Origin of the sequence: Bacteroides stercorirosoris (assembly GCF_900142015.1) — a bacterium.
GTDB lineage: Bacteria > Bacteroidota > Bacteroidia > Bacteroidales > Bacteroidaceae > Bacteroides > Bacteroides stercorirosoris.
In genome coordinates, this window is sequence record NZ_FQZN01000008.1 from 1 (window position 1) to 26,529 (window position 26,529).

The following is a 26,529-nucleotide window of genomic DNA, read 5'->3' on the forward strand; positions in this document are numbered from 1 at the left end:
AAACAACATTACTCACTGGCCAGAATAAAAGCTAGAAACAGGAAAACGGAAATGCTTTGGATTTTCTTTGGAATACATACGGCCAATGCGGTATGTATGATAGAAAAGGTCGAAAAGAGAAAAAGAACGGCTGCATAATCAGACTAAAATAATAAGAGGAAAACAGGAGAGGTTTTTAACTTCCCCTAAAAAGGCATATACATAATGTACCGTTGGGAAGAAAAAATAAGAATATGTAAATAATATTCTATAAAAAAGATAGAAAACTTGAGACTTTACAGAAAAAAATTAAGAGAAAAGCTCACGTAAAGTAAAACTGTTCTCTTAATTTATTAGAAAGAGGGACATTTACTGAATATCCCTATATATTGTAAATACCCCCAATCCAAAATCCCAATATATCATGTTTTACAGATTTTACTTCTTAAAAGTCATGATATTTTAGGATTTGAACCTATTATTTTGTACATTTACCCACCTGACGAGCACCCCGGAGGATAAACGGTTTTCTATCCTCCCTCCCTTTCCATTCGTACATCTCGCTGATAGCTTCTCTTTTCATTGGATTACAAGCGTTTTAATAATAAACTCATCATGCAGATTTAATGGTTTTATTGAAGAAAGACAAAGAAAGGAGCATATAAATGTAGTATAGCAACAAAAAGTCATCCTTATTTCTGTTACAATTATCCCAAAGTGTCACATAAAAAGAAAGGGAAGAACTTTCCAATATGAAGTCCTTCTCTCCTCTTTTTACTCCCATCGGAGAACTTGTCTTCTCCTTTATCCTTTCTTTTTCTTCCGCTTCTTTGCAGACTCCACCGCCTCGGCAACCACCGGTTTATTAGCGAATCGCTTGGTGTAGCCAGTATAATCCGGCACTGTCCGCTCATACGTCGGATCAACGAACAGCGGACTTGAAATAATATGGTCGGCCGTACTGCGGTTGCAGCAGAAAACGATATTTTCCACTCCGGCAAGGCGGGTCAGCGCCTTTACATCTGTATCATGGGGTTGAAGTGTCATGGGATCGGTAAAGAAGAAAAGATAATCAATCTCACCATCCACAATGCGGGAACCCATCTGCTGGTCACCCCCCAAAGGACCGGATTTCAAAATAGTGAAATCCCACTTTACGTCGGGATGTTTTTCTTTGAGAGCTTCGAGGATGAGTGTCCCCGTAGTACCTGTACAATAAAACTTGTGCCCCATCAGCAATTCCGAGTTCCAAAGCACCCACTCGATGAGGTCTTTCTTCATGGCGTCGTGCGCCACCAATCCAATCTTTCTAACTAATTTTTCCATAAGCTAATACCGTTTAAACAATTAGGAACAGATAACAACTTTCATTATTACAGCGTAAAAATACTCAGATTACTGATATCTACCTAATTTCAGAGAAATATATTTTAAATGGAGCCACCGGAGCAGAGCACTAAAAATAGTGGCAAATAGTCCTCGAACGCTATCCGCAGTTGCTTCAGCGCCTATTGTACGCGATAGTCTACAAAAGTCAAGTTTTACAGTTCATTTCAAACAAAAAGCTACTGAAATAAGCTTTATGCTAACAGTATCTTTTTAAAAAGCACCCGAAATAGAATCCCGTTGCATAATTCATTGAATATAAATGCAGGAAGTCTGTATAAAACAGGCAGCATATGCTATACTTATGCAAATAACAATAGTTATTAGCTGGCAGAACTATAGATGTGACGCGCAGGAACTATAGATGGGACGTGTCAGAACTATAGATGTGACGCGAAAGATCTATATATGGGAGACAAACCATCTATATATGGTAAACAAACAGTCTATAGATGGGAAACAGACCATCTATATTCAGTAAACACACCATCTGTTTTTCTATTATTAGAGTTGTATGTATTTATGTATTACACTATCAATTAACAAGATGCAGATTTTCGTTTGTTTCTTTTCGTTCATTCCTACCGTTGGACGGAAACATCGCATTCTCAGTATGCATAATATGCAAAGTGTCAAAACGAAAGCAGCAATGAAAATCACAATTGCGAGAAGTGCTTCTTCCCATGAAAGTAGCGCTGCACCAGAATACTGCTTTTAGTTCGCTCCGGTATCGCGGACCGGGAAACTTTTCGTAAGTTCTCTTCACGGGCCGGAGCGAAAGAAGGACGCAATGAACGATATTCGCGCCGGGCACGAAGCACGGCCCATGCGTTGGAAAACTGAAACTTAAACAGAAAAACGGCGGCTGCCACATAGTCGAGAAAAGCACGGATACGCATCACCGGAACCAAATCTTCCGACGGCAGGTTCTTGTAAAGCATGACAAGATTATTACGGAAATTGAGGAAAGTCTTACGGGGATTCTCCTTTTTCAGTGTGGCACCGCCCACGTGATAAACCACACTTTGCGGCACACATACAATCTGCCTGCCGCGTGCACGAAGCCGCCAACACAAATCAATCTCTTCCATATGGGCAAAGAAACGCCCGTCCAGTCCGCCGGCTTCGCGATAGTCTTTCAAGCGGATAAACAACGCCGCCCCCGTAGCCCAGAACACAGGAACAATGCTATCATACTGTCCCCTATCCTCTTCCACCACGTCCATAATCCGGCCACGGCAAAACGGATAACCGTAGCGGTCGAGAAAGCCACCCGCTGCCCCGGCATACTCAAACATCTCCTTTTGCCGCCAACTGAGAATCTTAGGTTGACAAGCTGCCGCTTCGGGATGTGCATCCATATAATCAGCCAGCAGCCGTAGCCAGTGCCCGGTTACTTCCACATCTGAGTTAAGAAGTACCGCATATTCGGCTTCCACCTCTTGCAGAGCCAGGTTATAACCATCAGCAAAACCGTGATTCTCTTTCAGTAAGATCAAACGCACGGAAGGGAACTCACGACGAAGCATCTCCACAGACACATCCGTAGAACCATTATCCGCCACGTACACCACTGCGCCGTCCGCCTCGGAAAGGCTCACTACGGAAGGAAGAAAGGAACGGAGCATGTCGCATCCATTCCAGTTCAATATAACGACCGCTATCTTATCCATGTTGTTTCACATTTTCGCGTGTCAGCTTCCAGCGTTTATGCGACCAGAACCAGTAAGCAGGTTCACGCAGAATGGTTTGTTCCAGGCGGCGGACGAAAAGTTCGGTTATTTCTCCGTCAGCAGTCTGTTTCGGGTTTTCGGTCAATAGGTCGAAGTATGCTTTGCAGTATCCCCTACCCTGTTTTTCCAGTTCACAATAGAAAACGGGATAGTTCATCATCTTGGCAATGCGCTCACCTCCATCCATAAACACGGTGTCCTGATTCAGAAAGGTGGTCCAATGGTGAGCTTCACTGCGGTTGGGGGATTGGTCGGTAATCAGCCCTATCACCACCCGCTTACCGTCGCGACGCAGCTTGATGACCTCGCGGGCGGTGGAATGCTTCGGCACGTTGTAACCACCGTGGCGGGCACGGATAAGCTTGAACATCTCATCCAGATATTTATTTCTCAAAGGTTTATAGACCTGCATTGGAACATCCTCAGGGTTCATAAAAGCCCCCATGCCCGTCAGCCACTCAAAGTTGGCATAGTGCGGGATGAGCACAACAATACCTCCATGTTTCTCAAGCATGGCAAGATACTCTTCCGTATTTCCATACTCCATACGCCGGGAAAGGTCTTCGAATGACATACGCATCATCTTGATTTCCTCCAGCATATAATCGCAGATATAGTGATAGAATTCACGTTCAATCTCGCGCAGCTCGGCTTGGGATTTCTCAGGAAAAGAGTTCTTCAGATTCCTTCGGACTACCCTGCGGCGATAGTGCACCACATGGCGCATCAGAAAACAAAGTCCGTCGGACAGCACATAGAGTGCCCGGAAAGGGAGCAGAGCCAGAAGCCACATGCTCGCATAAGTCAACCAATAGATAAGTCTCGATTTCATACTTCTTATACCTTATTATAATAGGAGGGCTCCCTGCAAAGCTGTCCCGTCCTCATTGAAATCTCCCAAGCGGACAGATACCACCTGATTATCCAACGCATCATGGTGAGGAACTTCCACCCGAATATAATTGGCCGTAAAACCATGCATAGGCGCACCCGGTTTGGGACGTTCCAGCAATACAGGCATGGTCTGTCCGATATGACGGGCATAGAATGCACGCGTCTTTTCATCCGAAAGTTCCAGGAGACGCTGACTGCGACGATGCTTTTCTTCGGGAGTCACCACATGCTCTATCTTCAATGCCTGTGTGCCCGGACGCTCGGAATAACTGAACACATGGAGCTGAGTCACATCCAAGCCCCGGATAAACTCGTAAGCCTGTTCAAAGTACTCATCCGTTTCGCCACGCGTGCCCACAATCACATCTACACCGATAAAGGCATCGGGCATCACCTCCTTCACCCTCCGCACCTTGGAAGCGAAAAGCTCCGTATCATAGCGGCGACGCATCAGCTTCAACACCTCATCGCTGCCGGATTGCAACGGAATATGAAAATGAGGCATAAAGCTGCGGGAATGTGAAACGAATTCGATGATTTCATCGGTCAGCAAGTTCGGCTCTATGGAAGAGATACGGTAGCGTTCAATACCTTCCACGGCATCCAGCGCTTTCACCAGGTCGAAGAAAGTCTCTCCGGTACTCTTTCCGAAATCGCCGATATTGACACCTGTCAGCACTATCTCTTTGCCGCCATCGGCTGCCGCCCGGCGTGCCTGCTCCACCATAGAAGCCACTGTTCCGTTACGGCTCCGCCCGCGGGCGAAAGGAATGGTGCAATAGGAACAGAAATAATCGCAACCGTCCTGCACCTTCAGAAAGTAACGGGTACGGTCGCCACGCGAACAGGACGGGGCAAACGAATGAATATCTTTCAGCGCCGAAGTATACGCTTCACCGGATTCACGTTTCTGCAAATCGCCCAGATATTGCAGCAAGTCCTTCTTCTGCTCTGCACCGAGCACAACGTCTACTCCTTCTATCTTTGCCACAGCATCGGGTTTCAACTGGGCATAACAGCCGGTCACAACTACAAAAGCGCCCGGATGCTGCTTCACCAGGCGGTGAATGGCCTGGCGGCATTTCTTGTCCGCCACTTCCGTCACCGAACAGGTATTCACTACACAGATGTCCGCTTTCTCTCCTTTACGTGCCGTACGCACGCCCGCTTCCCGCAAAATCTTACCGATAGTGGAGGTTTCTGAGAAGTTCAGTTTGCACCCCAACGTATAGTAAACCGCTGTCTTATCTTGAAATATAGTGGTATCAATCATATCTATCTAAACACATTTCTGCCACAAAGTTACATATAATTCTTAGATTTTTCCTACTTTTGCACAATTCATCAATTTTCGTGCAATGATACAAGAGAACTTTATCAAACTCTACGAGCAGAGTTTCCGTGAGAATTGGGACCTTCCCTGCTACACCGATTACGGTGAAGACGAGAGTTATACCTACGGACAAGTGGCGCAAGAAATAGCTAAATTGCACTTGTTGTTCAAACATTGCAGCCTGCGCCGGGGCGATAAAATCGCCGTCATAGGCAAGAACAATGCCCGCTGGTGCATCGCATACATGGCCACTATCACGTACGGTGCCATCATAGTCCCGATCCTGCAAGATTTCAATCCGAACGACGTACACCATATCGTTAATCATTCCGAATCTGTGTTTCTCTTCACCAGTGATTCCATCTGGGAACACCTGGAGGAAGAACGCCTTGCCGGATTACGTGCCGTATTCTCACTTTCCGACTTCCGTTGTCTGCACCAGCGCGACGGAGAAACAATCAATCGTTTCCTCAAACATCTGGATGAAGAAATGCACGAAACCTATCCAAAAGGTTTCCGACAGGAAAATGTGGAATATACTACACTTTCTAATGACAAAGTGATGTTGCTGAACTATACTTCGGGCACCACCGGTTTCAGCAAAGGTGTCATGCTGACGGGAAACAATCTTGCAGGAAACGTCACCTTCGGCATCCGTACCGAGTTGCTGAGAAAAGGAGATAAAGTCCTCTCCTTCCTGCCATTGGCTCACGCTTACGGCTGTGCTTTCGACTTCCTTACAGCCACCGCTGTGGGCACGCACGTCACCCTTCTGGGCAAAGTTCCTTCGCCCAAGATTCTGATGAAAGCCTTTGAAGAGGTGAAGCCTAACCTGATAATCACCGTACCGCTCGTTATCGAGAAAATCTATAAAAATGTCATCCAGCCCATCATCAACAAAAAAACCATGAAATGGGCACTCAGCATCCCTCTGCTCGACGGACAAATCTACGGACAAATCCGCAAGAAACTGATAGATGCTTTGGGCGGACGTTTCAAAGAAGTCATCATCGGCGGTGCCGCCATGAATCCGGAAGTGGAAGAGTTCTTCCATCGTATCAAATTCCCGTTCACCATCGGTTACGGCATGACGGAGTGCGCACCACTCATCAGCTATGCCCCCTGGAACGAATTTATCCCGACTTCTTCCGGCCGCGTACTCGATATTATGGAAGCACGTATCTATAAGGAGAACCCCGAATCTGAAATCGGCGAAATCCAGGTACGGGGGGAGAACGTAATGGCAGGCTATTACAAAAATCCCGAAGCTACCAAAGAAGTTTTCACCGAAGATGGTTGGCTGCGTACCGGCGACCTGGGAAAACTGGATAATAACAATAACCTCTATATTCGTGGCCGCAGTAAGACTATGATATTGAGTTCCAGCGGACAGAACATCTTCCCCGAAGAAATAGAAGCGCGTCTCAACAACCTGCCGTTCGTGCTGGAAAGCCTTGTTATCGAACGCAATAAAAAGCTGGTTGCTCTGGTCTATGCCGATTACGAGGCTCTGGATTCACTCGGACTGAACCAACCGGAAAACCTTAAAACCATCATGGATGAGAACCTGAAGAATCTGAATAGCAGCGTAGCCAGTTACGAGAAAGTAAGCCAGATTCAACTCTATCCGACAGAGTTTGAAAAGACTCCAAAAAGGAGCATCAAGCGATATCTATATAACAGTATTGCAGAAGATTAGTATGTTATAAAACATACAAAGAGGAGGCAAAAAGGGCTGAGCTCCAAAAAAAACATAAAAAAAGTTGGTATTTGGAGAACAACATATTGAAAAAGTACATACCTTTGCATCGTTTTAATAAAGCAATTGATTGTATTACGTTTTTAAAAAGCAAAGAAAATGAAAAAATTAGTTTTGATGGCCGTAGCTATCGTAGCAGTATCCTTCGCATCTTGTGGTAACAAACAAGCTGACGCTGAAAAAGCAACAGCAGATTCAATCCGCATCGCTGATTCAATCGCAGCAGTAGAAGAAGCAGCAGCCGCAGCAGCTGAGGCAGCCGCAGCAGCTGATACTGTAGCAGTAGATAGCGCAGCAGTTGTAGCTGAATAATTTCAGTACAACAACACTGAGAGAATTGAAAGTCTGACGTACAAAAGTACGGACAGACTTTTTTTTATGCCCTTTTGTTTCCTTAGCCCTACAATCTTTCCTACATCCATATTCTTATTTATTTTAAATTATTCTTATCTTTGCTTGCAACATTAAATAACAACCTTATGAAAATAAAACCGTCAAACAAATTAAAGTACTTAGCGACAGAGTATAAGTTGGGTGACTTCTTCCGCAATTTCATTGCAGTAGTATTAGGCATTATTCTCACCTTTGCCGGAAGCGACTGGATTACAGAACGCAACACCCAAAAGGAAATAAAGAAATCACTGCAACTGGTGAAAAGTGAGCTTCTTCTGAATAGGGAAGAAATAGAAGCTATGGGAAACAGAGTAGCTTTGGAACAACGTGCCGCAAATTATCTTTTTGAGAATAAAGACAATGCAAGTGGAATACCTAAGGATTCCATTAATAAATATTTCCCTCTTCTTTTTCAATGGAGCAAATTCACATTCACCAATGATGCCATAGAAATGCTCAAAGCTTCTGCACTTATTCAAAAAATTCAGAACAAAGAACTTGCCCTGCAAATAATCAAAGCATACGGAGCCATCAAAGCCGCTGAAACATCTTTTGAAACATATAGTAATATAAAAGATCATGTGCAAAACGACTTCAATGATAATCCCAAAGTAAAGTCTTATGCATACAACCTGACGAGGCTAAGAGAAAAAACCGAAGATATCGTAAAAGACTTAGGGCAACAACTTCATCTTCTATTTATCCTACCGGAAGGTTTACAACTCCTTCAAGCAATCCCCAATATACAAAAAGCACGAATTTATTTCGCCTGTGTAGAAGAAATCGATAAAACAATCGAAGCTATCGAAAAAGAATGCGAATAAACCAACAGCTGAAAGAACAAATGAAAAAGAAATTAAAAGAGATTATCACATCCCCTACCACAACCAGACGGTTAGGAGATTTTATCTGCAATTTTACAGCAGTAGTGTTAGGCATCATTATCACTTTCATAGGCAGTGATATGATCCAAGAACACAATAAAAAGAAAGAGGTTACACAAGCTTTACAATTGGTGAAAAGCGAATTGCTCATCAACAAAGAAATAATAGAGGATATGAGGGAGTTAGAGATATTCAACAAACAAGGAGCACGCTATCTACTTCAATATAAGGACAGAATAAATGAGACATCCTCAGATTCTCTAAACTATTACAACTATTTTCTTTTCCAATCAAGAGACTTTCTTCCTCTTACCGACGCTATGGAAATGCTCAGTGCATCTTCTCTAATGCAAAATATTGAAAGCAAAGAGCTTGTTGTTCAAATCATTCAGGCGTATGCCGTTATTAAAAATTCACATAAGTTTTATGAAGGCTTTTCCAAAACAAAAGAAAATATGACAGCCAAACTTACCGATCGACAAGATTTTCAGGAATTCTCTAATAAAGATAAGACGACGCTGAGGGAAACCTGGAATTTTGTTTTTAACCTTCCGGAAGGCCTTGCTGCCATACGGCAAATCTCCTATATACATGATGATCCGCGGCTTACGTACAACCATCACCTGGAATTAATTGACGAAACCATCAAAAGAATAGACAAGGAGTATTAGGTGACGTTAAAAAAACAAAGTGGCATAATGGGCATTCTATTTTTTCCAGTAGGAGATTCCTTTCCCAATAGGAGAAAAATAATTTAGTATTGAGACAAATACTCATTTATATGTACCAAGTTACTTTTTAAGCATTACTAAGTTAACATACTTATCACATCCGGTAAATGCTTATCAAAAATAAAAAAGCCCGGCCTCCTTTTCGGAAACCGGGCTTTTTCTATATGAAGTATTCAATTATGCTTCTTCAGCAACTACTTCGAAAGGAATTTCTACAGAAACTTCCTTGTGCAGCTTAACGATAGCTTTGTACTCGCCAACTTCTTTCACAGCGTCTTTTACAACGATGATCTTACGGTCAACTTCATGACCTAACTTAGCCAGCGCTTCTGCAATCTGGATGTTACCAACAGAACCGAAGATAGTACCGGTTGAGCTAACCTTAGTAGCGATCTTCAAAGATACACCTTCCAGTTTAGCAGCCAATGCTTCAGCATCTTTCTTGATTTTCTCCAGCTTGTGAGCACGTTGCTTCAAATCTTCAGCCAACATTTTCTTTGCCGAGGGAGAAGCAATCACAGCTTTACCTGTCGGGATGAGGTAGTTACGACCATAACCAGACTTAACGGTTACGATGTCGTTCTTATAACCCAAGTTTACAATGTCTTCTTTCAATATAATTTCCATACTTTCCTCCTCCTATTATTTCATCATGTCAGTTACATAGGGCAATAAAGCCAAGTGACGGGCTCTCTTCACAGCTTGAGCTACACGACGTTGGAACTTCAAAGAAGTACCGGTGATGCGACGCGGAAGGATTTTACCTTGCTCATTCAAGAATTTCTTCAAGAATTCGGGATCCTTATAGTCGATGTACTTAATACCACTCTTTTTGAAACGGCAGTATTTTTTCTTCTTAACGTCCACTGACGGCGGAGTTAAATATCTGATTTCTGATTGAACTTGTTGTGCCATGATTAATCCTCCTTTTTAGTTGATTTAACACTTCTTCTCTTCGCAGCGTATTCAGCAGCGTACTTGTCTTGCTTGAAAGTCAAGAAACGGATAACGCGCTCATCACGACGGAAGTTAAGCTCTAACTTCTCAATTACAGTCGGTTCTGCATTGAACTCAATCAGCTGATAGAAACCTGTTGACTTCTTCTGGATAGGATAAGCCAGTTTTTTCAGTCCCCAGTTCTCTTCATTTACAATCTCAGCACCTTCAGCAGTAAGGATGCCTTTGAATTTTTCTACCGCTTCCTTCATCTGAACATCAGACAAAACGGGAGTTAAAATGAAAACGGTTTCGTATTGATTCATACTTGTTTAATTAATGAATTAATAATTCGTTTAAAAATTTGCGGTGCAAAGGTAGGAATTTTATTTTGTTCCACAAACATTTAATGTTTTTTTGTGTCCGAAGATAGGATTTATCACAGAAGTGACTTAACTTTGCAAAGTTGTTTAAACAATAATTTCATGATAGAGCAATTTAACTTTGACATCCGGCTGATTTTCGCCATACTGAATGGTAAAGTTTCCGCCGCCATCAACCGAAAACTGTCCCGTAACTTCCGCCAGAACGGTTTGGAGATTACTCCGGAACAGTGGACTGTACTCATCTTTTTGTGGGAAAAAGACGGAGTGACACAACAAGAGTTGTGCAATGCAACTTTTAAAGACAAACCCAGCATGACGCGCCTCATCGACAATATGGAACGCCAGCATCTGGTTGTCCGCATCTCTGACAAGAAAGACCGACGCACCAACCTCATCCATCTCACCAAAGACGGGAAAGAATTGGAAGAGCGTGCACGGGTCATTGCCAACCAGACCTTGAAGGAGGCGTTGCATGGCATCACAGTAGAAGAGCTGAGAATTAGCCAGGAAGTATTGAGAAAGATATTTTTCAATACGAAAGACTAAAAATAAATGAAGAATAAGGAATGGAGAATGAAGAGATTCAGGCAAAAGATGTGATATTCAGCCTTATTTTTCATCCTTCATTCTTCATTCTTCATTAAAATATGGTTTTTTTGCAAAAATAATTTCGCTTGTTAAAGAATTATGCTTTTCTTTGTGACAAGAATATAATAATCTATTAAAATACACACACATGAAAGGTTTATTAAAAAATCTGGGCTTGATATTAGTCCTGGTAGGAGCTGTAATCTTGGTTGCATGTTCCTTTACCGGTAATGTAAACAACAACACCATTTTGGGAACATCAGCTGTTCTTATGGTATTGGGGTTGATTTCATACATTGTCATCAATAAGAGATTGGCTGACTGATATCGGAAAAAAGAATAAAAAAGGCGGTTGCTATTTTAGCAACCGCCTTTTTTATTCTTTTTCGGTTGACAAGGGATTCAGTTTACAAGAAACAAGGAGGGATAGTCTTACAAATCCTTGTCCCCTCGTCAACTAAATACCTTGTCAACTCTCAATTTCCTTAAGATTCCGGTTCCGGTGTAATCAGTTTATACCCCTTTCCGTGAATATTGATGATTTCAATAGAAGGATCTTCTTTCAGATGCTTACGCAATTTTGTGATATACACATCCATGCTACGGGCATTGAAGTAGTTATCATCAATCCAGATAGTCTTCAGCGCAAAGTCACGTTGCAGGATTTCGTTGGCGTGGGCGCAAAGCAGTCCCAACAGTTCCGACTCTTTGGTAGTCAGCTTCGTCTGCTTGTCAGGAGTCGAAAGAATCTGTTTCTGTGTATCGAAAGTGAACATACCAATCTTATAGATATTGCTTTCTTTGTTCTTCTTTCCACGCACGCGTCTCAGGATAGCTTCAATTCTGAAGGTCAGCTCTTCCATACTGAACGGCTTGGTGATATAATCATCCGCACCAATCTTAAAGCCTTCCAGAATATCTTCTTTCAGTGTCTTTGCAGTCAGGAAGATGATAGGTATTTCGGCATTTGCCGCACGCACCTCCTGAGCCAATGTGAAACCGTCTTTCTTCGGCATCATCACGTCAAATACACACAAGTCATATTTATTCTTCAGAAAAGCTTTGTATCCAGCTTCACCATCGGGATATAACTCGGCGGAATAACCTTTCGCCTGTAAATATTCTCTTAAAAGCATGCCAAGATTTTCATCATCTTCGCACAATAAAATACGCAGTTTCTCGTCCATATCATTAATTTTTAAGTAAAGGTAATGCAATAATAAATTTAGTTCCAACGTTCAGTTCGCTCTCTGCCCGAATGGTTCCCTTGTGATCCGTAATGATTTTCTTCACATAGGAAAGCCCCAGTCCGAAGCCTTTCACGTCGTGCAGATTACCTGTATGCACGCGATAGAACTTTTCAAATATCTTTTTTAAATTCTCTTTTTTAATACCTATACCGTTATCCTGGATAGAAATCATCAGCTTGCCCGGTTCGTTCCAGGTCTTCACTTTCAATTCCAGATCCTCATCCGGTCTCTTATACTTCACCGCATTATCCATCAGATTAAAAATCACATTCGTAAGATGCATTTCATCTGCAAAGACAATCGGGTCTGTTGCGTTCAGTTCCGACTCTATATTACCGTTATAACGCTCCACCTTCAAGGCAAATGTGTTGATAACTCCCGTAATCAGTTCGTTGGCATCCAGTTCCTTCATCTTCAAGGTAGCCCGCTGCTTGTCGAACATCGACATCTGGAGCACCTTCTCCACCTGAAACCTCAACCGCTTCGTTTCATCATTAATCACCGTCGATATATGCTGGAACATGGCAGGTGACTTACCCACTGCGGGGTCTTTCAACATCTGCGCAGCCAGCGAGATTGTCGATATCGGTGTCTTGAACTCGTGTGTCATGTTGTTGATAAAGTCATTCTTCATTTCCGTCAGTTTCTTTTGGCGGAACACGATGTAAATCGTGAATATAAATGTTATCAACAGCACAAAGGTGAATATCATCGACGGTATCATAAAACTGACCGAATCGAAAATATAATCCCTTTTACCCGGGAAGTGTATCTTCACCATGCTCATACGGGCAGGCGGATCGTTCAGAAACAAAGGCTGAGAATAAGAGTTCTCACTTCCTTCATCAACATAATCCGAACAACGGTACACCTCACGTCCGTCACGATCTATCACCTTAAAGTGATACTTCAGATCGATACCGTTATCTACCAGGCCCGACTTTAAGTTCTGGTCCAGATTCTTGAAATTGACACGTTCTTCAACCGGCCTGTTGCTTGCCTTATACACCATTTGCAAGGCTACTTCATCCAGCAAGGCACGTTGGTATAAATAACGGTTCCTGACCAAATCCGCCATCGAACGGGCTGTCTGAGGTATCGTTTTGGCACCATGCTTACGCGAAATCATAGCGCGTGGCAACTCTGTCTGAGTACTGGTTATCGTCCGCAGTTCCATCACCGGATACTTGGAACCATCCGGCGATGTCGCTGTAAATTGTTCAATCTGCACCACGGACTTGCCTTGTTCCCAAGCTCTCTTTTCCGCTTCAGAGATGTCCTCCTTCAACCAACGGGCAACTTCCTCGGACTCCACTTCTTTGGAAGCAGCCATCAGTCCGCGCTTGACGCCTTCATCAAATTGCTCGTTACGCATCTTTACCATCTCTTCTATGTAGCTGATTTGCAGATACAACAGACTGAGGAAAGATAGCCCCATAACGACGCCTAATATCCATATAGTTGACTTTTTCATAGTCACAAAATTAACACTCCCTAATTAACACTCCTAACAAATTAACCTGATTTAACCGCGAGTTCTCGTAAATTAACCGAAAGGCATTTTTTAAGTTGCATTACGAGCATTATAACAAATAGAAGTGTTTTTGGTTTGCAAATTTAATAAAAAATTAATCATTCACATTCACATTTCCGTATGTTCTTAATCAGTGTTAATAAAAAAGCCATTACCCCTCGTTCTGAGGGAGTAACGGCTTTAACAAATTATAAAAACAGACGAAGTGAAGTCTTTTATTCTTCGGCTTGCTTAGCTTCAAACTCCTTAACGAGCTTGTCTTGTACGTCACTTGGAACAAGCTCATAGCTGGCAAACTTCATGATAAATGAAGCACGTCCTCCTGTCAAAGAGCTCAATGCTGTAGAGTAGGATGACATTTCTTTCAAAGGTACTTTAGCACTCAGTTTTTCATAACCGGCTTCACTGCTCATACCCATAATCATGGCACGGCGTCCCTGCAAGTCACCCATCACATCACCCATTCTATCAGACGGAACAAATACTTCCACGTCATAGATAGGTTCAAGAATCTTCGGACCTGCATTCTTGAATGCTTCACTGAACGCATTACGTCCTGCCAGCATGAAAGAGATTTCATTGGAATCTACCGGGTGCATCTTACCGTCATACACAATCACACGCACGTCACGGGCATACGAACCGGTCAACGGTCCTTGTTCCATACGTGACATGATACCCTTCAGGATAGCAGGCATAAAGCGTGCATCAATAGAACCACCTACGATACTATTAATGAATACCAGCTTACCGCCCCATTCCAATGGGATTTCTTCGGTACCTTTCACGTTAATCTTAAATTCCTGACCACCGAATTTATAAGTATCGGGCACGGGCATACCTTCGTAATAGGGCTCAACAATCAGATGTACTTCACCAAACTGGCCTGCACCACCCGACTGTTTCTTATGACGATAATCCGCGCGAGACGCTTTCGTAATCGTTTCGCGATATGGAATTCTCGGCTCCTCAAACTTGATTTGCAATTTCTCATTGTTTTCCAGACGCCATTTCAACGTACGCAGGTGGAATTCACCTTGTCCATGAACGATAGTCTGGCGCAATTCCTTAGACTGTTCTATCACCCAAGTCGGATCTTCCTCACGCATACGGTTAAGAATCGCCATCATCTTCTCCGTATCAGACTCATTTACGGGCTTGATGGCACGAGAATACTTGGAGTTCGGATATTTTATAAAGTTGAAGCGATTTTCAGTCCCCTTGCCATTCAGCGTATTGCCGGTATGCACGTCTTTCAACTTCACGGTACAGCCGATATCACCGGCCACCATTTCTTCCACTTTGATACGGTTGGCACCCGCACAAGCATATATCTGGGCGATACGTTCTTTCGAACCACGATCAGCATTCGTAAAGTCCTCGCCTTCATGCACCTTACCGCTCATTACCTTGAAGTACTGCACGTCACCGATGTGTGGTTCGACAGCCGTCTTAAAGAAGTAAAGAGAAGTAGGACCATTCGGATCCGGCTTCACAACTTCACCGCGGGTGTTATGCACCGGAGGCATTTCGTCCACAAACGGAACCACATTGCCCAGGAATTCCATCAGACGGCGCACACCCATATCTTTACCTGCGCACACGCAGAATACGGGGAACATGCCACGTGAAGCCAAACCTTTGCGGATACCTTCGCGCATTTCATCTTCCGACAATGATTCCTGTTCAAAGAATTTCTCCATCAGACTTTCGTCATGTTCGGCAGCAGCTTCCACCAGTGCTTTATGCAGTTCGGTTGCTTTTTCCATTTCCTCTGCGGGAACGTCTTCGATAGTGGGCGCACCACCTTCGGGTCCCCACGAATATTTTTTCATCAGAAGTACATCAATCAACGAATTGAAGTTCGGTCCGGTAGCCAACGGATATTGCACGGGCACTACCTTCGAACCATAAGCTGACTTCAACTGCTCCAACACCATATCATAATCACACTTTTCATGGTCAAGCTGGTTCACCAGGAAGATTACCGGTTTGCCCAGTTTCTCTGTATAACGGAAATGGTTTTGGGTACCTACTTCCGGACCATATTGTCCATTCAGAAGCAGTATCGCAGTATCAGTAACATTCAACGCTGTCATGGCGGCTCCAACAAAGTCATCACTACCCGGGCAGTCTATGATATTCAGTTTCTTACCGTTCCACTCCACATGGAAAACGGTGGAAAACACAGAATAGCCATATTCTTGCTCCACCGGGAAGTAATCGCTGACTGTATTCTTGGCAGTAATTCTGCCGCGACGTTTTATAATACCACTCTCATAGAGCAGCGCTTCTGTGAGAGTGGTTTTACCCGAGCCGTCATTGCCAAGCAGGGCAATGTTCTTAATTTCATTCGTCTGATATACTTTCATGATATATAAGATTTAAAATGAATAAATCAGTATGCCTTCGCATACCCTTAATTTTAGTGAGGCGCAAATTATGAATTTATCAAAAGAAAAGCAATAAATCGACGGTGTTACTAAACTATGTTATGTAACACATCACTACTAACAGAAAGATTTTCTTAACTTTACAGCGTAAATCACTAATCTTTAAACTTACAATGAAAGCACTGCTATCCGCCACCACGCTATTGATTCTTCTATTGTTCAGCGGATGCCAATCCAATGGCGCCTCGCACAGGCAACGGCCATTGATCGGCATTTCCTGCTCCCACCCCAATGACTATTCGAGTGCACGAACGACTTACACCGAATCTGTGATACAAGCCGGTGGCACCCCGATGCTCATCCCTGTCACAACGGACAGTACGGTTTTGACAGATATCGTCAGCCGACTGGATGCAATTATATTAATAGGAGGGGCTGACATTCACCCTTCTTATTATAATGAAGAACCTATCGAGCAACTGGGGGAGGTTGATTCGCTGCGCGATGTTTACGACATCGCCCTGATTCGTCTTGCAGCACAGCGCAATATACCGATGTTAGGCATCTGTAGGGGCGAGCAATTGATAAATGTGGCATTCGGCGGAACACTCTATCAGGACATACCGGCACAACACCCGGACACTACGGTACGGCATAATCAGGAAGAGCCAAGCAGTGTGCCCACCCACACAGTCCATCTCCTGCAAGGCTCCGCAATAGCTCAGATTACGGGGCAAACAGAGCTTTTCACTAACACACATCACCACCAAGCTGTGAAACAGGCAGCACCCGGTTTCCGGATTACGGCATGGGCCGCGGACAGTATTCCCGAAGCCATTGAAAATATCAACGGAAAGCCCATTTGGGGAGTACAGTTCCATCCGGAAGCATTAACAATGGCAGGCGACAGCATATCTGCCAGGTTCTTCCACTTTCTGATTGACAAAGCGGCCGCATCTCGAAGAGGTAAATAAACCCTGTGCCTACTCATTCCGAAAGGCACAGGTAAGGCACTTTTGTCTCCCAGTTAAGACATTTTTGTTTCTCAGTTAAGGCACTCTTGTTTCTTAGGCAAGAAACTGTAGTTTCAATGGGAAGAAAATCTTGTTTCACAGGCAAGGCACTTTTGTTTCAATTAGAAGAAACTAAATGAAACAAATAAGGGCCTGACAAAGCTAAAGTATACCCTCTCCTAATCACAAGAAAGGGCGTAATCTTGCGACTACACCCTTCCTCTTATCAATAGGCTTATTTTCATAAAATGGAGCTGCTATAATAGATTAGGTACGCGCGCGAATCATATGTAATCCAACTTAATCACGATCACCCTTATATTCTGATCTTCCTTATCCGTAGCTATCTTCGCAATATGCCAGTCGGACGGAAAGAACAGGAAAAACTCACCGGGAACGGAATCGATAAAAGTTGTTTTCGAGAGATCATAATCATAATGAATCACATCCTTTTTCTCACTATACTCGCAATTAACCTTTGAAGACTCATGATCCAGCAATGCAAAACGTTCCGTACCCTTCACCACGTATTGCAAGTCGATATGCTTCCGGTGAGACTCGGAACCTCTCTTCTCTAACGGTTCATTCTTGCTATCTTCAACAGAAACCACAAGTGATGTTCCTTCTATCGGATGCTTTCCCTTCTCGATAGCAGTCAGGTCGTGCGACGCCAACCAGCGAAAAGCCGCCTTCCATTGTTCCGGATTCGCTTCGTATTGCGCCTTGAATTCCGCAAGATTTGTAGAAGAATGGGGCTTCGCTTTCAAACCTTCGTTCCAAACCTTTGATTTCACCCATTTCTCCGGAGAGAGATTCTTAACTTTTTTGCTACTTTGAGCAGAGACAGACAGGCAAACCGCAAGCATACAAGCAGTTGCCAACAACCATTGAATGTGTTTCATGTTAAAGATTACTATAATTTCGTTTAATGACTACAAAGATAGAAATAATTAATCGTATTAGTTTGACACAAATGACCTCCTATAATGAATTATTTTTGTAGGTTAAAGTTGGAGAGCATTCCTATCTTTGCAACAGAAATATTTTAGAAAACAACTATAAAAACCATTCAAATCATGAGAAACATTTTTTGGAGTATGACATTAGTGATTGCCTGCTTGCTGGGAGCCTTCACGGCACAAGCGCAAAACCGAGCAACGGCCAACAATGCCATCATACCGGGTGAAGTGTGGAACGACACCGATGGTAATCCCATCAACGCACATGGCGGTGGCATCCTCTACCATGAAGGAACCTACTACTGGTATGGCGAGTACAAGAAAGGCAAAACCATCCTGCCCGATTGGGCGACCTGGGAGTGTTATCGCACAGACGTGACCGGCGTAAGTTGCTACTCTTCAAAAGACCTGCTAAACTGGAAGTTCGAAGGCATCGTCCTCCCCGCAGTGAAGGATGACCAGGGGCACGACCTGCACACCAGCAAAGTACTGGAACGTCCCAAAGTGATTTACAACCCCAAAACAAAGAAGTTTGTGATGTGGGCACACGTTGAAAGTGCCGACTATAGCAAAGCCTGCGCCGGAGTAGCCATCAGCGACTCCCCCACCGGAGAGTTCACCTACCTGGGCAGCTTCCGCCCCAACAATGCGATGAGCCGCGATCAAACCGTTTTCGTGGATGACGACGGCCGCGCCTACCATTTCTATTCTTCCGAAAACAACGCCACCCTGTACATCAGCGAGTTGACGGACGACTATCAGAGACCTACCGGACGGTATACCCGCAATTTCATCAAAGAGAGCCGTGAAGCCCCCGCCGTATTCAAGCGCAACGGGAAATACTACATGCTTTCTTCCGGCTGCACCGGATGGGACCCGAATCAGGCGGAACTGGCCGTAGCGGACTCCATCATGGGCGAATGGAAAACAATAGGTAACCCCTGCACAGGCACGGATGCCGACAAGACTTTCTATGCCCAAAGCACTTATGTGCAGAAAGTAATGGGTAAGAAAGATATGTATATCGCCCTATTCGACCGCTGGAACAAAAAGGACTTGGAAAACTCGCGTTACGTATGGCTCCCCTTCTCCTTCGAAGGCGATAAGATTACCATCCCCTGGCGTGACAAGTGGAGTTTCGACAGTTTTGAAGACCAAGGCCGCTTTGAAGCCGGCAAAGGCACCTTCCTGCTGAACGGCAAACCGTTTGTGGTAAAGGCCGCCGAGTTGCACTATCCGCGCATTCCGAAACCCTATTGGGATCAACGTATCAAACTTTGCAAGGCACTGGGCATGAACACTGTCTGCCTCTACGTCTTCTGGAACTCCCACGAGCAGCAACCCGGAGTCTACGACTTCACCGGACAGAACGACCTGGCAGAATTCTGCCGTCTGTGCCAGCAGAACGACATGTATGTCATCCTGCGTCCCGGCCCGTATGTTTGTGCCGAGTGGGAAATGGGCGGTCTGCCGTGGTGGCTGCTTAAGAAAAAGGATGTCCGCCTGCGCGAATCAGATCCTTACTTCATTGAACGCGTAGCCCTCTTCGAAGAAGCCGTAGCCAAGCAAGTGAAAGACCTGACTATCGCCAATGGCGGCCCCATCATCATGGTACAGGTAGAAAACGAATACGGTTCTTACGGTGCAGACAAAGGATATGTTTCCCAAATCAGAGACATCGTACGCACCCACTTCGGCAATGACATCGCCCTCTTCCAATGCGACTGGGCTTCCAACTTCACCCTGAACGGACTGGACGACTTAATCTGGACCATGAACTTCGGTACGGGTGCCAATGTGGACCAGCAATTTGCCAAACTGAAAGAACTCCGTCCGAACAGTCCCTTGATGTGTTCCGAGTTCTGGAGCGGCTGGTTCGACAAATGGGGAGCCAACCACGAAACCCGTCCTGCCGAAGACATGATTAAAGGTATCGACGATATGCTTTCGAGAGGCATTTCATTCAGCCTTTATATGACCCACGGAGGAACAAACTGGGGACACTGGGCAGGCGCCAACTCTCCGGGCTTTGCTCCCGACGTGACTTCCTACGATTACGACGCGCCCATCAGCGAATCCGGCCAGACCACTCCCAAGTACTGGAAGTTGAGAGAGGCCATGGCCAAATATATGGATGGCGAGAAACAGGCTAAAGTGCCTGCCTTAATCAAACCCATCAGCATCCCTGCCTTCCAGTTCACAGAAATGGCTCCGTTGTTCGACAATCTGCCTGCCGTCAAAAAGGATGAGAATATCCGCACGATGGAAGAATACAACCAGGGTTTCGGCAGCATCCTCTACCGCACCGCCCTGCCCGAACTGAAAGCGGGCGCCACTCTCACGGTGAACGATGCACACGACTATGCACAGATATTCGTGGATGGAAAGTATATCGGCAAACTCGACCGGAGAAACGGCGAGAAACAACTCGTACTGCCCGCCTGCCCGAAAGGTGCGCAACTCGACATCCTCGTAGAAGCCATGGGACGCATCAACTTCGGACGCGCCATCAAGGACTTCAAAGGTATCACGAAAAACGTGGAACTGTCTATGGACATCAACGGCTACCCCTTCTCCTGCGACTTGAAAAACTGGGAAGTATACAACATTGAAGATACTTACAAATTCTACCAAGGTATGAAGTTCCAACCCATACAGTCGCTGACGGACAATTTGGGACAACGCATTCCGGGTGTATACCGTGCTAAGTTCCAGGTGAAGAAACCAAGTGATACGTTCCTGAACTTCGAGACTTGGGGCAAAGGTCTGGTCTATGTGAACGGTTACGCTTTGGGACGTATCTGGGAAATCGGTCCCCAACAGACGCTCTATGTACCGGGTTGCTGGTTGAAGAAAGGTGAGAATGAAATAGTAGTATTCGACATCGTAGGTCCTAAAGAAGCCAAATCGGAAGGCCTGAGCGAACCGCTTCTCGACCAGCTTCTCATACAGAAGCCTTTGACACACCGCAACGAAGGCGAAAACCTGGATTTGTCCGGTGAGAAACCAGCCTTCACGGGAAGTTTCAAGCCGGGTAACGGCTGGCAGGAAGTTAAGTTCGACAAACCTGTCACCGGACGCTATGTCTGCCTGGAAGCATTAAATTCACAGGATGGCAAAGACCTGGCCTGCATTGCCGAAATGTACTTTCTGGATAAGAACGGCGACCGCTTGTCACGCGAGCCCTGGACGGTGAGTTATGCCGACAGCGAAGACGTATCGCACGTGAACCGCTCTGCCGACAAGACTTTCGACCTGCAGGAGTCTACCTATTGGAGCACTACGGAAGGCAGCCCCTATCCACATAGTATTGTCATCGACCTGGGCGCCACCCACACGCTGACAGGATTCCAATGCCTGCCCCGGATGGAAAGCGAAGTTCCGGGCGGCATCAAGGACTTCAAGATATACGTGAAGCCGCAGAATTTCAAATTCTAACCTGATTCATATAAACCGAAAAGCGGTTATCATCCTTATGATGATAACCGCTTATTCTTTATACCTATTGAAAACTCCTAAAACTATTAACTACCCTTCGTTAACCCATAACCTAAACTTAGCCAATCCTTTGTAAAACAATTCTATTATATCTCAAACTAATCCTACCTTATCAAGATTCAACCTGTCTTTTACTCTTCGTAACCGACATTGCAAATGTACGGTGAAAAAATGAATTCCAGGTAGCACAATTGTTTCATAAAAGGTGATAATTCGGTCAAAATAAAGGGAAGACCCGGTAAAAATTGGTTTTATACCAAACCAATCATTCCACTATTGTTATTTCAGGTCCGAGATAAGAGCGCTTCATTCCTCCCATATCTATCACAACCTTTTGAATAATCATACCCGGATCAGAGCATATCAACTTCAAAGTATGTCTGCCCGGTTTATCTATATTTAAGGTTACAGCATTTATCGTGCTGTTGCGATACACATTTTCCCGCCATTCGCCTGAATATTCTTTTGCATTATTCGAGGCATATTTCAATAAGCCATCATCTATCATTATGCCGAAGCAAGTGCCACGTTCCGAATTCACCGGAAAAACAGGTAATGCATACGTATAAACCGTTACTGAACCGGCATTAAAAGTATAAAAATCATATTCCACTTTGGCAGCCTGTCTGGAACGACGTGGATTCTGAACAGGTTTTGTAGCCTCTCCCAGTTGTATACACTGGTTCTCATATCCCAATCCCTCTATTACTTTCATTTTTATATCTTCATTCTCCACTTTTCTATGAAATTTTCCCGGATTGATAGATACACAACCATTATCCTCCACATACCATCCTTTCAACTCGCCGGCTGTAGGATAAGCAGGATTGAAAACAGGCAAATAAATCTTTTCCTGATTGCTGCCGGATATAATATCAATTTCACCCGTTACCCTTTCTCCTACCGGAACTTTCGACCAGTCAACAGATACAATAATCCGTTCTTGCAGAAGAGTGGTTCCACTCTGCCTGCTGAGTTTGATCCACGAATCCGAAATTTTAGCATTCCACGTAAATGCTTGTTCTCCTATATTATACAATTCAATAAAAGATTCTTTCCGGGTATAAGGATTTACGCAAGGAAGGACATTCAATGTAATCTTTCCCAAAGGAGAGTCCTGTCCCGGAAGAAAAACACGCATTTCTGCTTTCTGCGGTACATCGATGGTCGTTACCGGTGGCATCTTCTGATAAGTAGCAGTCCATCCGGGTGCCAGAGCCATCATATGGTTCCATTTACCATTAAGCAGGGAGTTATACTTACCGGTATAATAATCGATACTATCATGATAAGCCTTTGTTCTATCAGCCAAATAGTTGGTTGCCGCACGTCCTTGACGCGCGTACCATCTGTTCTGCTGCGCAGTCAGCATTTTCTTGTTCATAAGCGCCGCTCCCTTCACAGGATAGAAAACCAGCTCATAAAAAGCAGCCTTATAAGATTCCGGCAACGTGTTCCATATCTTTTCGCTCTTATCAGAAATACGGTCGTACTCTTGCATTCTGTCTTCTGCTTCATTATAATTTGCAAAAGAAAAGTCTGTATCCGTCATTCTTTCCTGAGCATGTTCATTATTCCATTCATATCCCCATCCCATTGCCTCCGGTTTGTGCTGGAAACCTAAATGATAATAACTGTTCATTATATCGTCAATATCTTCCCTATACTTTTCACCAAATACGGAAGCCAGAAAGTCCACCTGATGATTGTTTATATTATCAAAATTGAATTTATCAATGTCCCAGGCCATATCCAGAAATGTTTTCATACCCAATTCACCCGGTTTGATGTCTCCCACATTCAGTAACCAATAGCGTTTTGCTCCGGTATCATAAGCCTTGCGCATTTCTTCGAACATCAATGCCGGAGGAGTTGTATTCAACCATAAATAGTCATGCGGCTCGCCCAAATATGAAATATGATAATATACGCCCGATCCGCCTTTACGGTTTCTTTCTTCCTTATTATTCAATCGTTTGATATAACCGAAATTATCATCCGGCCAAACCAACATAATGTCTTCCGGAAGCCTCAACCCTCTTTCATAGATATCAAGCACTTCTTTATAGGGAACAAAAATCTGAGGGATAGAGTCAAGAGGAGAATCTACATGTTGCTTCAAAATACCTCTTTGGTCAGCAATGACCTCCTCTACCAAGCTGACTTCTTTATCTTTGGGAACACCTACGAGTCCGGCGTCATGAATACCACGCATAGCAATCGTATAAATGTTCTCATAGGGGGCATTCTCGGAAACCCGTCGGTCGAGTATCTTATTGATTCCTCCTTTGTTAGTTATATAATTCCATTCTCCCATTGTTTTTTTATCCCACTCCGTCACATTATTAAAGAGTAACGGTTCGCAATGAGAAGAACTCATTATAATTCCATAACTATCAGCAACTAATTTGTTTTCAGGATATTTATTGAAAGCACCCGAAGAAGGATGCATCGCAGGTGCCAGCATATTACCTTTCATCCGCAGAATCAGTTCACACACCTTAGCATAAGTTTTCGGTCCGATGTCGCCCAGTTCTTTATCAAACGTTTTTCCGGCCCACGGAGTTATTCCCCAACCTTCATCATTAATAAAGATACCCCTGTACTGAACAGACGGGGCCTGAGAAACATAGTTTATGTTCTCAATATATAATTGAGACTTTCTTTTTGTTGGCACATCGGCCCACCAGTACAAAGGAGACACTCCTATAGCCTCTGACAGTGTGAATACGCCATAGGCTGTGCCACGCCTGTCGCATCCGGCAATGACAAGCACTTTTTTCAGTCCTTTGGCAGGATCATCTATCGTTTTAACAACAAACTGTTCCCAACCACCACGAATAGCAGACACATCTAATTGTCCCTCTGCCACCAACCGGTCAATGAAAGTATTATGTCCCACTGTTCCCACAACAACAGCATACTCCGAAGAAACCTTTTTCGAAGAAACAGACACCTTCTTATCAGTCACCCGCTTTATATCTTCAGCCAGAAGACAAGCTGTTTTTTCTACTACACCATAATCTCCGGCATCATAATAAATCACTGTCTTATGGGAAGACACTAACGGAAAGGCCGTCATGCCTCCGGTTTCTTTAACAATAATCTGTCCCCAGCATATTACCGGAAGAAACATAGACATGAATACAAACCAAAATCTCATCATAACATAAACTATATTTTAATTACTACTTATCATCTTTATTCATATCCGGGGTTCTGTTCTAACACAGCTCCTCTGTTAGCTTCAATTTCCTTATAAGGTATTGGCCATAATTCATAATGTTTTTCCATCTCCTTAGCATAATAGGGATTGCATTTCATCACGCGGTCGTAAAGTTTTCCCATTCTCATCAACGTTATTCTACGTCTTTCTTCTACGCCTAACTCTCTCATTCTCTCATCCAGAATATAATCCAATGTTACCTGAGATACCGATACAGGCTTAGCATGAGCTCTATCGCGAATCACATTGATATCAGCCGCTGCCTTATTCTTATCATTTAAAGCCAGATAAGCCTCAGCACGCAACAAGTAAGTCTCGGCAAGCCTGAACATATATTGATCCGTGTATGTAGCACCGGCTCCACTGTTAAGTGCAAAAGTTTTGGAATTGGAATACAAACCATCCGGATGATTATACGGAGTAGTGCACTTGGATTGATAAGCATAGAGCGGACGAGACGGGACCGTAACCCCTACCGGCGGATTCTGAGTGTCAATGGTATCTCCGTAAAGTTTGGCATACTCTTTATTATGAACTGCAAACTTTCTCACAAAATTATGATTTGCGTTTCTCATGTCTCCATAGAAATCATCTTTCCATATCTCATCACTGAAATATCGGGTCGAAATGGCCCAACCAATGCCACGACCTCCGGTATAGTCACCAATCGGCCAACTAAAAGGATTCATGCCATGTGCTTTCACGTCACGAACCATCGGAGCATGATGCCTTTCCAAAGTGTATGTCTGGTCTTTGGCCGTCAAGGAACCACTTCCACCGGGAGTGTCAGTTTCAATCTGAATAACCCAGATTCCTTCTGTATTTCCGGAACCTCTGTTCTGATTATTTTTTCGGAATAAATCCCAATATACATCTCCCGGAACTTCATTAGCTCTGGAACCAAAGCGAGTGTACATTAATCCGGTAGCCGGATCATCGATGACTGTTGTAGCAGCATCCACCGCTTTCTGATATTGAGCTGTTGCCAGATAAAGTTCTGAAAGCAAATGATATGCTGCTGCATTAGAAACTTCCCCATCCTGCACACTGGACAAACTGGGTAGATGAGTAGCCGCAAACTCTACATCCGTAAGTGCCTGCTTCAACACCTCTTCTTTGGACGCTCTGACATAATCAAACTTAGGCTCGACGATTTCCGTCAATAAAAGAGGTACCCCACCGTACAGATAAGCCAAGGTTCTGTATGCAAATCCTCTAAAGAAACGGGCTTTGGCTTCGGCAATCGTCTTTTGTTCCTCTGATACTTCAGAAGCAGGCAGACGGTCGATAATAGTATTAGCAGTTGATATGGTATGATAAAGCAATGACCAGTGTACCGATGCAATATTACCAGTTGAATGATAAGCTGAAATCATATTGGAATGTCGCTCCGTACCATTCGGTTCGCCATCATAAACAATATCCGTACCGTAAAGGTAATCCATCGGACGGTTTTCATCCCTACTATAAAATTCTCTTCTTATCAGGTAATAGAGATTATTTATTGAACAATCAATATCTTCTTGGGTAAGAAAAGAATTGGTTGCACTCATGAAATCCAAAGGTTTCTCATCCAAAAAAGAACTGCTGCACGAACCCAGCACTACTGAAAGCAACAAGGTAATAGTATATATTTTTATTTTCATAATAAATC

21 protein-coding genes and 1 pseudogene are annotated in these 26,529 nt (G+C 44.0%); 9 read left to right on the forward strand and 13 right to left on the reverse strand.

Annotation, left to right across the window (positions count from 1 at the left end; genetic code table 11):
* Positions 1-138 (forward strand): annotated as a pseudogene (locus BUC01_RS07510) (DDE transposase); the annotation flags it as partial.
* A 645-nt stretch (positions 139-783) separates the two neighbouring features.
* Here BUC01_RS07510 and BUC01_RS07515 read toward each other — a convergent pair.
* From BUC01_RS07515 to mtaB, 4 genes are all read right to left on the reverse strand, one after another.
* Positions 784-1,305, reverse strand: coding sequence for a methylglyoxal synthase (locus BUC01_RS07515; RefSeq protein WP_073313225.1), 522 nt, complete (start codon positions 1,303-1,305; stop codon positions 784-786).
* A 716-nt stretch (positions 1,306-2,021) separates the two neighbouring features.
* Positions 2,022-3,038: a glycosyltransferase family 2 protein gene (locus tag BUC01_RS07520; RefSeq protein ID WP_073313228.1), complete on the reverse strand. Its 1,017-nt coding sequence runs from the start codon at positions 3,036-3,038 to the stop codon at positions 2,022-2,024.
* Positions 3,031-3,930, reverse strand: a complete 900-nt coding sequence (locus BUC01_RS07525; RefSeq protein WP_025831464.1) for a lysophospholipid acyltransferase family protein — start codon at positions 3,928-3,930, stop codon at positions 3,031-3,033. Before BUC01_RS07525 ends, BUC01_RS07520 begins: the two co-directional genes overlap by 8 nt.
* Positions 3,931-3,945: 15 nt before the next feature.
* A complete protein-coding gene (mtaB, locus tag BUC01_RS07530) occupies positions 3,946-5,265 on the reverse strand; it encodes a tRNA (N(6)-L-threonylcarbamoyladenosine(37)-C(2))-methylthiotransferase MtaB (RefSeq protein ID WP_025831463.1) in 1,320 nt (439 codons plus the stop codon).
* An 85-nt stretch (positions 5,266-5,350) separates the two neighbouring features.
* Between mtaB and BUC01_RS07535 the strand changes: the two genes are divergently transcribed.
* From BUC01_RS07535 to BUC01_RS07550, 4 genes are all read left to right on the forward strand, one after another.
* On the forward strand, positions 5,351-7,024 hold the full coding sequence (locus BUC01_RS07535; protein ID WP_025831462.1) for a long-chain fatty acid--CoA ligase: 1,674 nt from the start codon (positions 5,351-5,353) through the stop codon (positions 7,022-7,024).
* A gap of 159 nt (positions 7,025-7,183) precedes the next feature.
* Complete coding sequence (locus BUC01_RS07540) at positions 7,184-7,396, forward strand: PG1828 family lipoprotein (protein ID WP_025831461.1); 213 nt, start codon at positions 7,184-7,186, stop codon at positions 7,394-7,396.
* Positions 7,397-7,563: 167 nt separating this feature from the next.
* Positions 7,564-8,301, forward strand: coding sequence for a BRO1 domain-containing protein (locus tag BUC01_RS07545; RefSeq protein WP_025831460.1), 738 nt, complete (start codon positions 7,564-7,566; stop codon positions 8,299-8,301).
* 20 nt (positions 8,302-8,321) lie between these two features.
* The gene (locus BUC01_RS07550; RefSeq protein ID WP_025831459.1) at positions 8,322-9,032 is read left to right on the forward strand and encodes a hypothetical protein; all 711 of its coding nucleotides are present in this window, start codon (positions 8,322-8,324) and stop codon (positions 9,030-9,032) included.
* Positions 9,033-9,269: 237 nt separating this feature from the next.
* Here BUC01_RS07550 and rplI read toward each other — a convergent pair whose 3' ends face one another.
* From rplI to rpsF, 3 genes are read right to left on the reverse strand one after another with little or no spacing between them, the layout of a single operon-like run.
* Positions 9,270-9,719 carry a 50S ribosomal protein L9 gene (rplI, locus tag BUC01_RS07555; RefSeq protein WP_009130611.1) on the reverse strand — a complete coding sequence of 150 codons (450 nt, stop codon included), beginning with the start codon at positions 9,717-9,719 and terminating at the stop codon, positions 9,270-9,272.
* Positions 9,720-9,734: 15 nt separating this feature from the next.
* Positions 9,735-10,007 carry a 30S ribosomal protein S18 gene (gene rpsR, locus BUC01_RS07560; protein WP_004288442.1) on the reverse strand — a complete coding sequence of 91 codons (273 nt, stop codon included), beginning with the start codon at positions 10,005-10,007 and terminating at the stop codon, positions 9,735-9,737.
* Positions 10,008-10,009: 2 nt separating this feature from the next.
* Positions 10,010-10,354 (reverse strand): 30S ribosomal protein S6, encoded by a 345-nt coding sequence (rpsF, locus tag BUC01_RS07565; protein WP_004288441.1) that lies wholly within the window; start codon positions 10,352-10,354, stop codon positions 10,010-10,012.
* 159 nt (positions 10,355-10,513) lie between these two features.
* Between rpsF and BUC01_RS07570 the strand changes: the two genes are divergently transcribed.
* Positions 10,514-10,960: a MarR family winged helix-turn-helix transcriptional regulator gene (locus tag BUC01_RS07570; protein ID WP_073313231.1), complete on the forward strand. Its 447-nt coding sequence runs from the start codon at positions 10,514-10,516 to the stop codon at positions 10,958-10,960.
* Between the two features lie 190 nt (positions 10,961-11,150).
* Positions 11,151-11,327: a hypothetical protein gene (locus tag BUC01_RS25430; RefSeq protein WP_175560869.1), complete on the forward strand. Its 177-nt coding sequence runs from the start codon at positions 11,151-11,153 to the stop codon at positions 11,325-11,327.
* Between the two features lie 160 nt (positions 11,328-11,487).
* Here the strand turns inward: BUC01_RS25430 and rprY are convergent, their stop codons facing one another.
* From rprY to BUC01_RS07585, 3 genes are all read right to left on the reverse strand, one after another.
* Positions 11,488-12,189 (reverse strand): response regulator transcription factor RprY, encoded by a 702-nt coding sequence (gene rprY, locus BUC01_RS07575; protein ID WP_009130608.1) that lies wholly within the window; start codon positions 12,187-12,189, stop codon positions 11,488-11,490.
* 4 nt (positions 12,190-12,193) lie between these two features.
* A complete protein-coding gene (locus BUC01_RS07580; RefSeq protein WP_073313234.1) occupies positions 12,194-13,726 on the reverse strand; it encodes a sensor histidine kinase in 1,533 nt (510 codons plus the stop codon).
* Positions 13,727-14,001: 275 nt separating this feature from the next.
* Positions 14,002-16,158, reverse strand: coding sequence for an elongation factor G (locus BUC01_RS07585; protein WP_025831458.1), 2,157 nt, complete (start codon positions 16,156-16,158; stop codon positions 14,002-14,004).
* Positions 16,159-16,352: 194 nt separating this feature from the next.
* Here BUC01_RS07585 and BUC01_RS07590 point away from each other — a divergent pair, with 194 nt between their 5' ends.
* Positions 16,353-17,153 (forward strand): gamma-glutamyl-gamma-aminobutyrate hydrolase family protein, encoded by an 801-nt coding sequence (locus BUC01_RS07590; protein WP_025831457.1) that lies wholly within the window; start codon positions 16,353-16,355, stop codon positions 17,151-17,153.
* Positions 17,154-17,476: 323 nt separating this feature from the next.
* On the opposite strand, the gene BUC01_RS07595 is transcribed toward BUC01_RS07590, so the two are convergent.
* The gene (locus BUC01_RS07595; protein WP_025831456.1) at positions 17,477-18,094 is read right to left on the reverse strand and encodes a NanQ anomerase/TabA/YiaL family protein; all 618 of its coding nucleotides are present in this window, start codon (positions 18,092-18,094) and stop codon (positions 17,477-17,479) included.
* A gap of 174 nt (positions 18,095-18,268) precedes the next feature.
* Here BUC01_RS07595 and BUC01_RS07600 point away from each other — a divergent pair, with 174 nt between their 5' ends.
* Positions 18,269-21,589 carry a beta-galactosidase gene (locus BUC01_RS07600; RefSeq protein ID WP_073313236.1) on the forward strand — a complete coding sequence of 1,107 codons (3,321 nt, stop codon included), beginning with the start codon at positions 18,269-18,271 and terminating at the stop codon, positions 21,587-21,589.
* Between the two features lie 325 nt (positions 21,590-21,914).
* Here BUC01_RS07600 and BUC01_RS07605 read toward each other — a convergent pair whose 3' ends face one another.
* Together BUC01_RS07605 and BUC01_RS07610 are read right to left on the reverse strand one after the other, a co-directional pair.
* Positions 21,915-24,812, reverse strand: a complete 2,898-nt coding sequence (locus BUC01_RS07605; protein WP_025831455.1) for a glycosyl hydrolase 115 family protein — start codon at positions 24,810-24,812, stop codon at positions 21,915-21,917.
* A 38-nt stretch (positions 24,813-24,850) separates the two neighbouring features.
* Positions 24,851-26,521: a RagB/SusD family nutrient uptake outer membrane protein gene (locus BUC01_RS07610; protein ID WP_025831454.1), complete on the reverse strand. Its 1,671-nt coding sequence runs from the start codon at positions 26,519-26,521 to the stop codon at positions 24,851-24,853.
* Between the last annotated feature and the right edge of the window lie 8 nt (positions 26,522-26,529).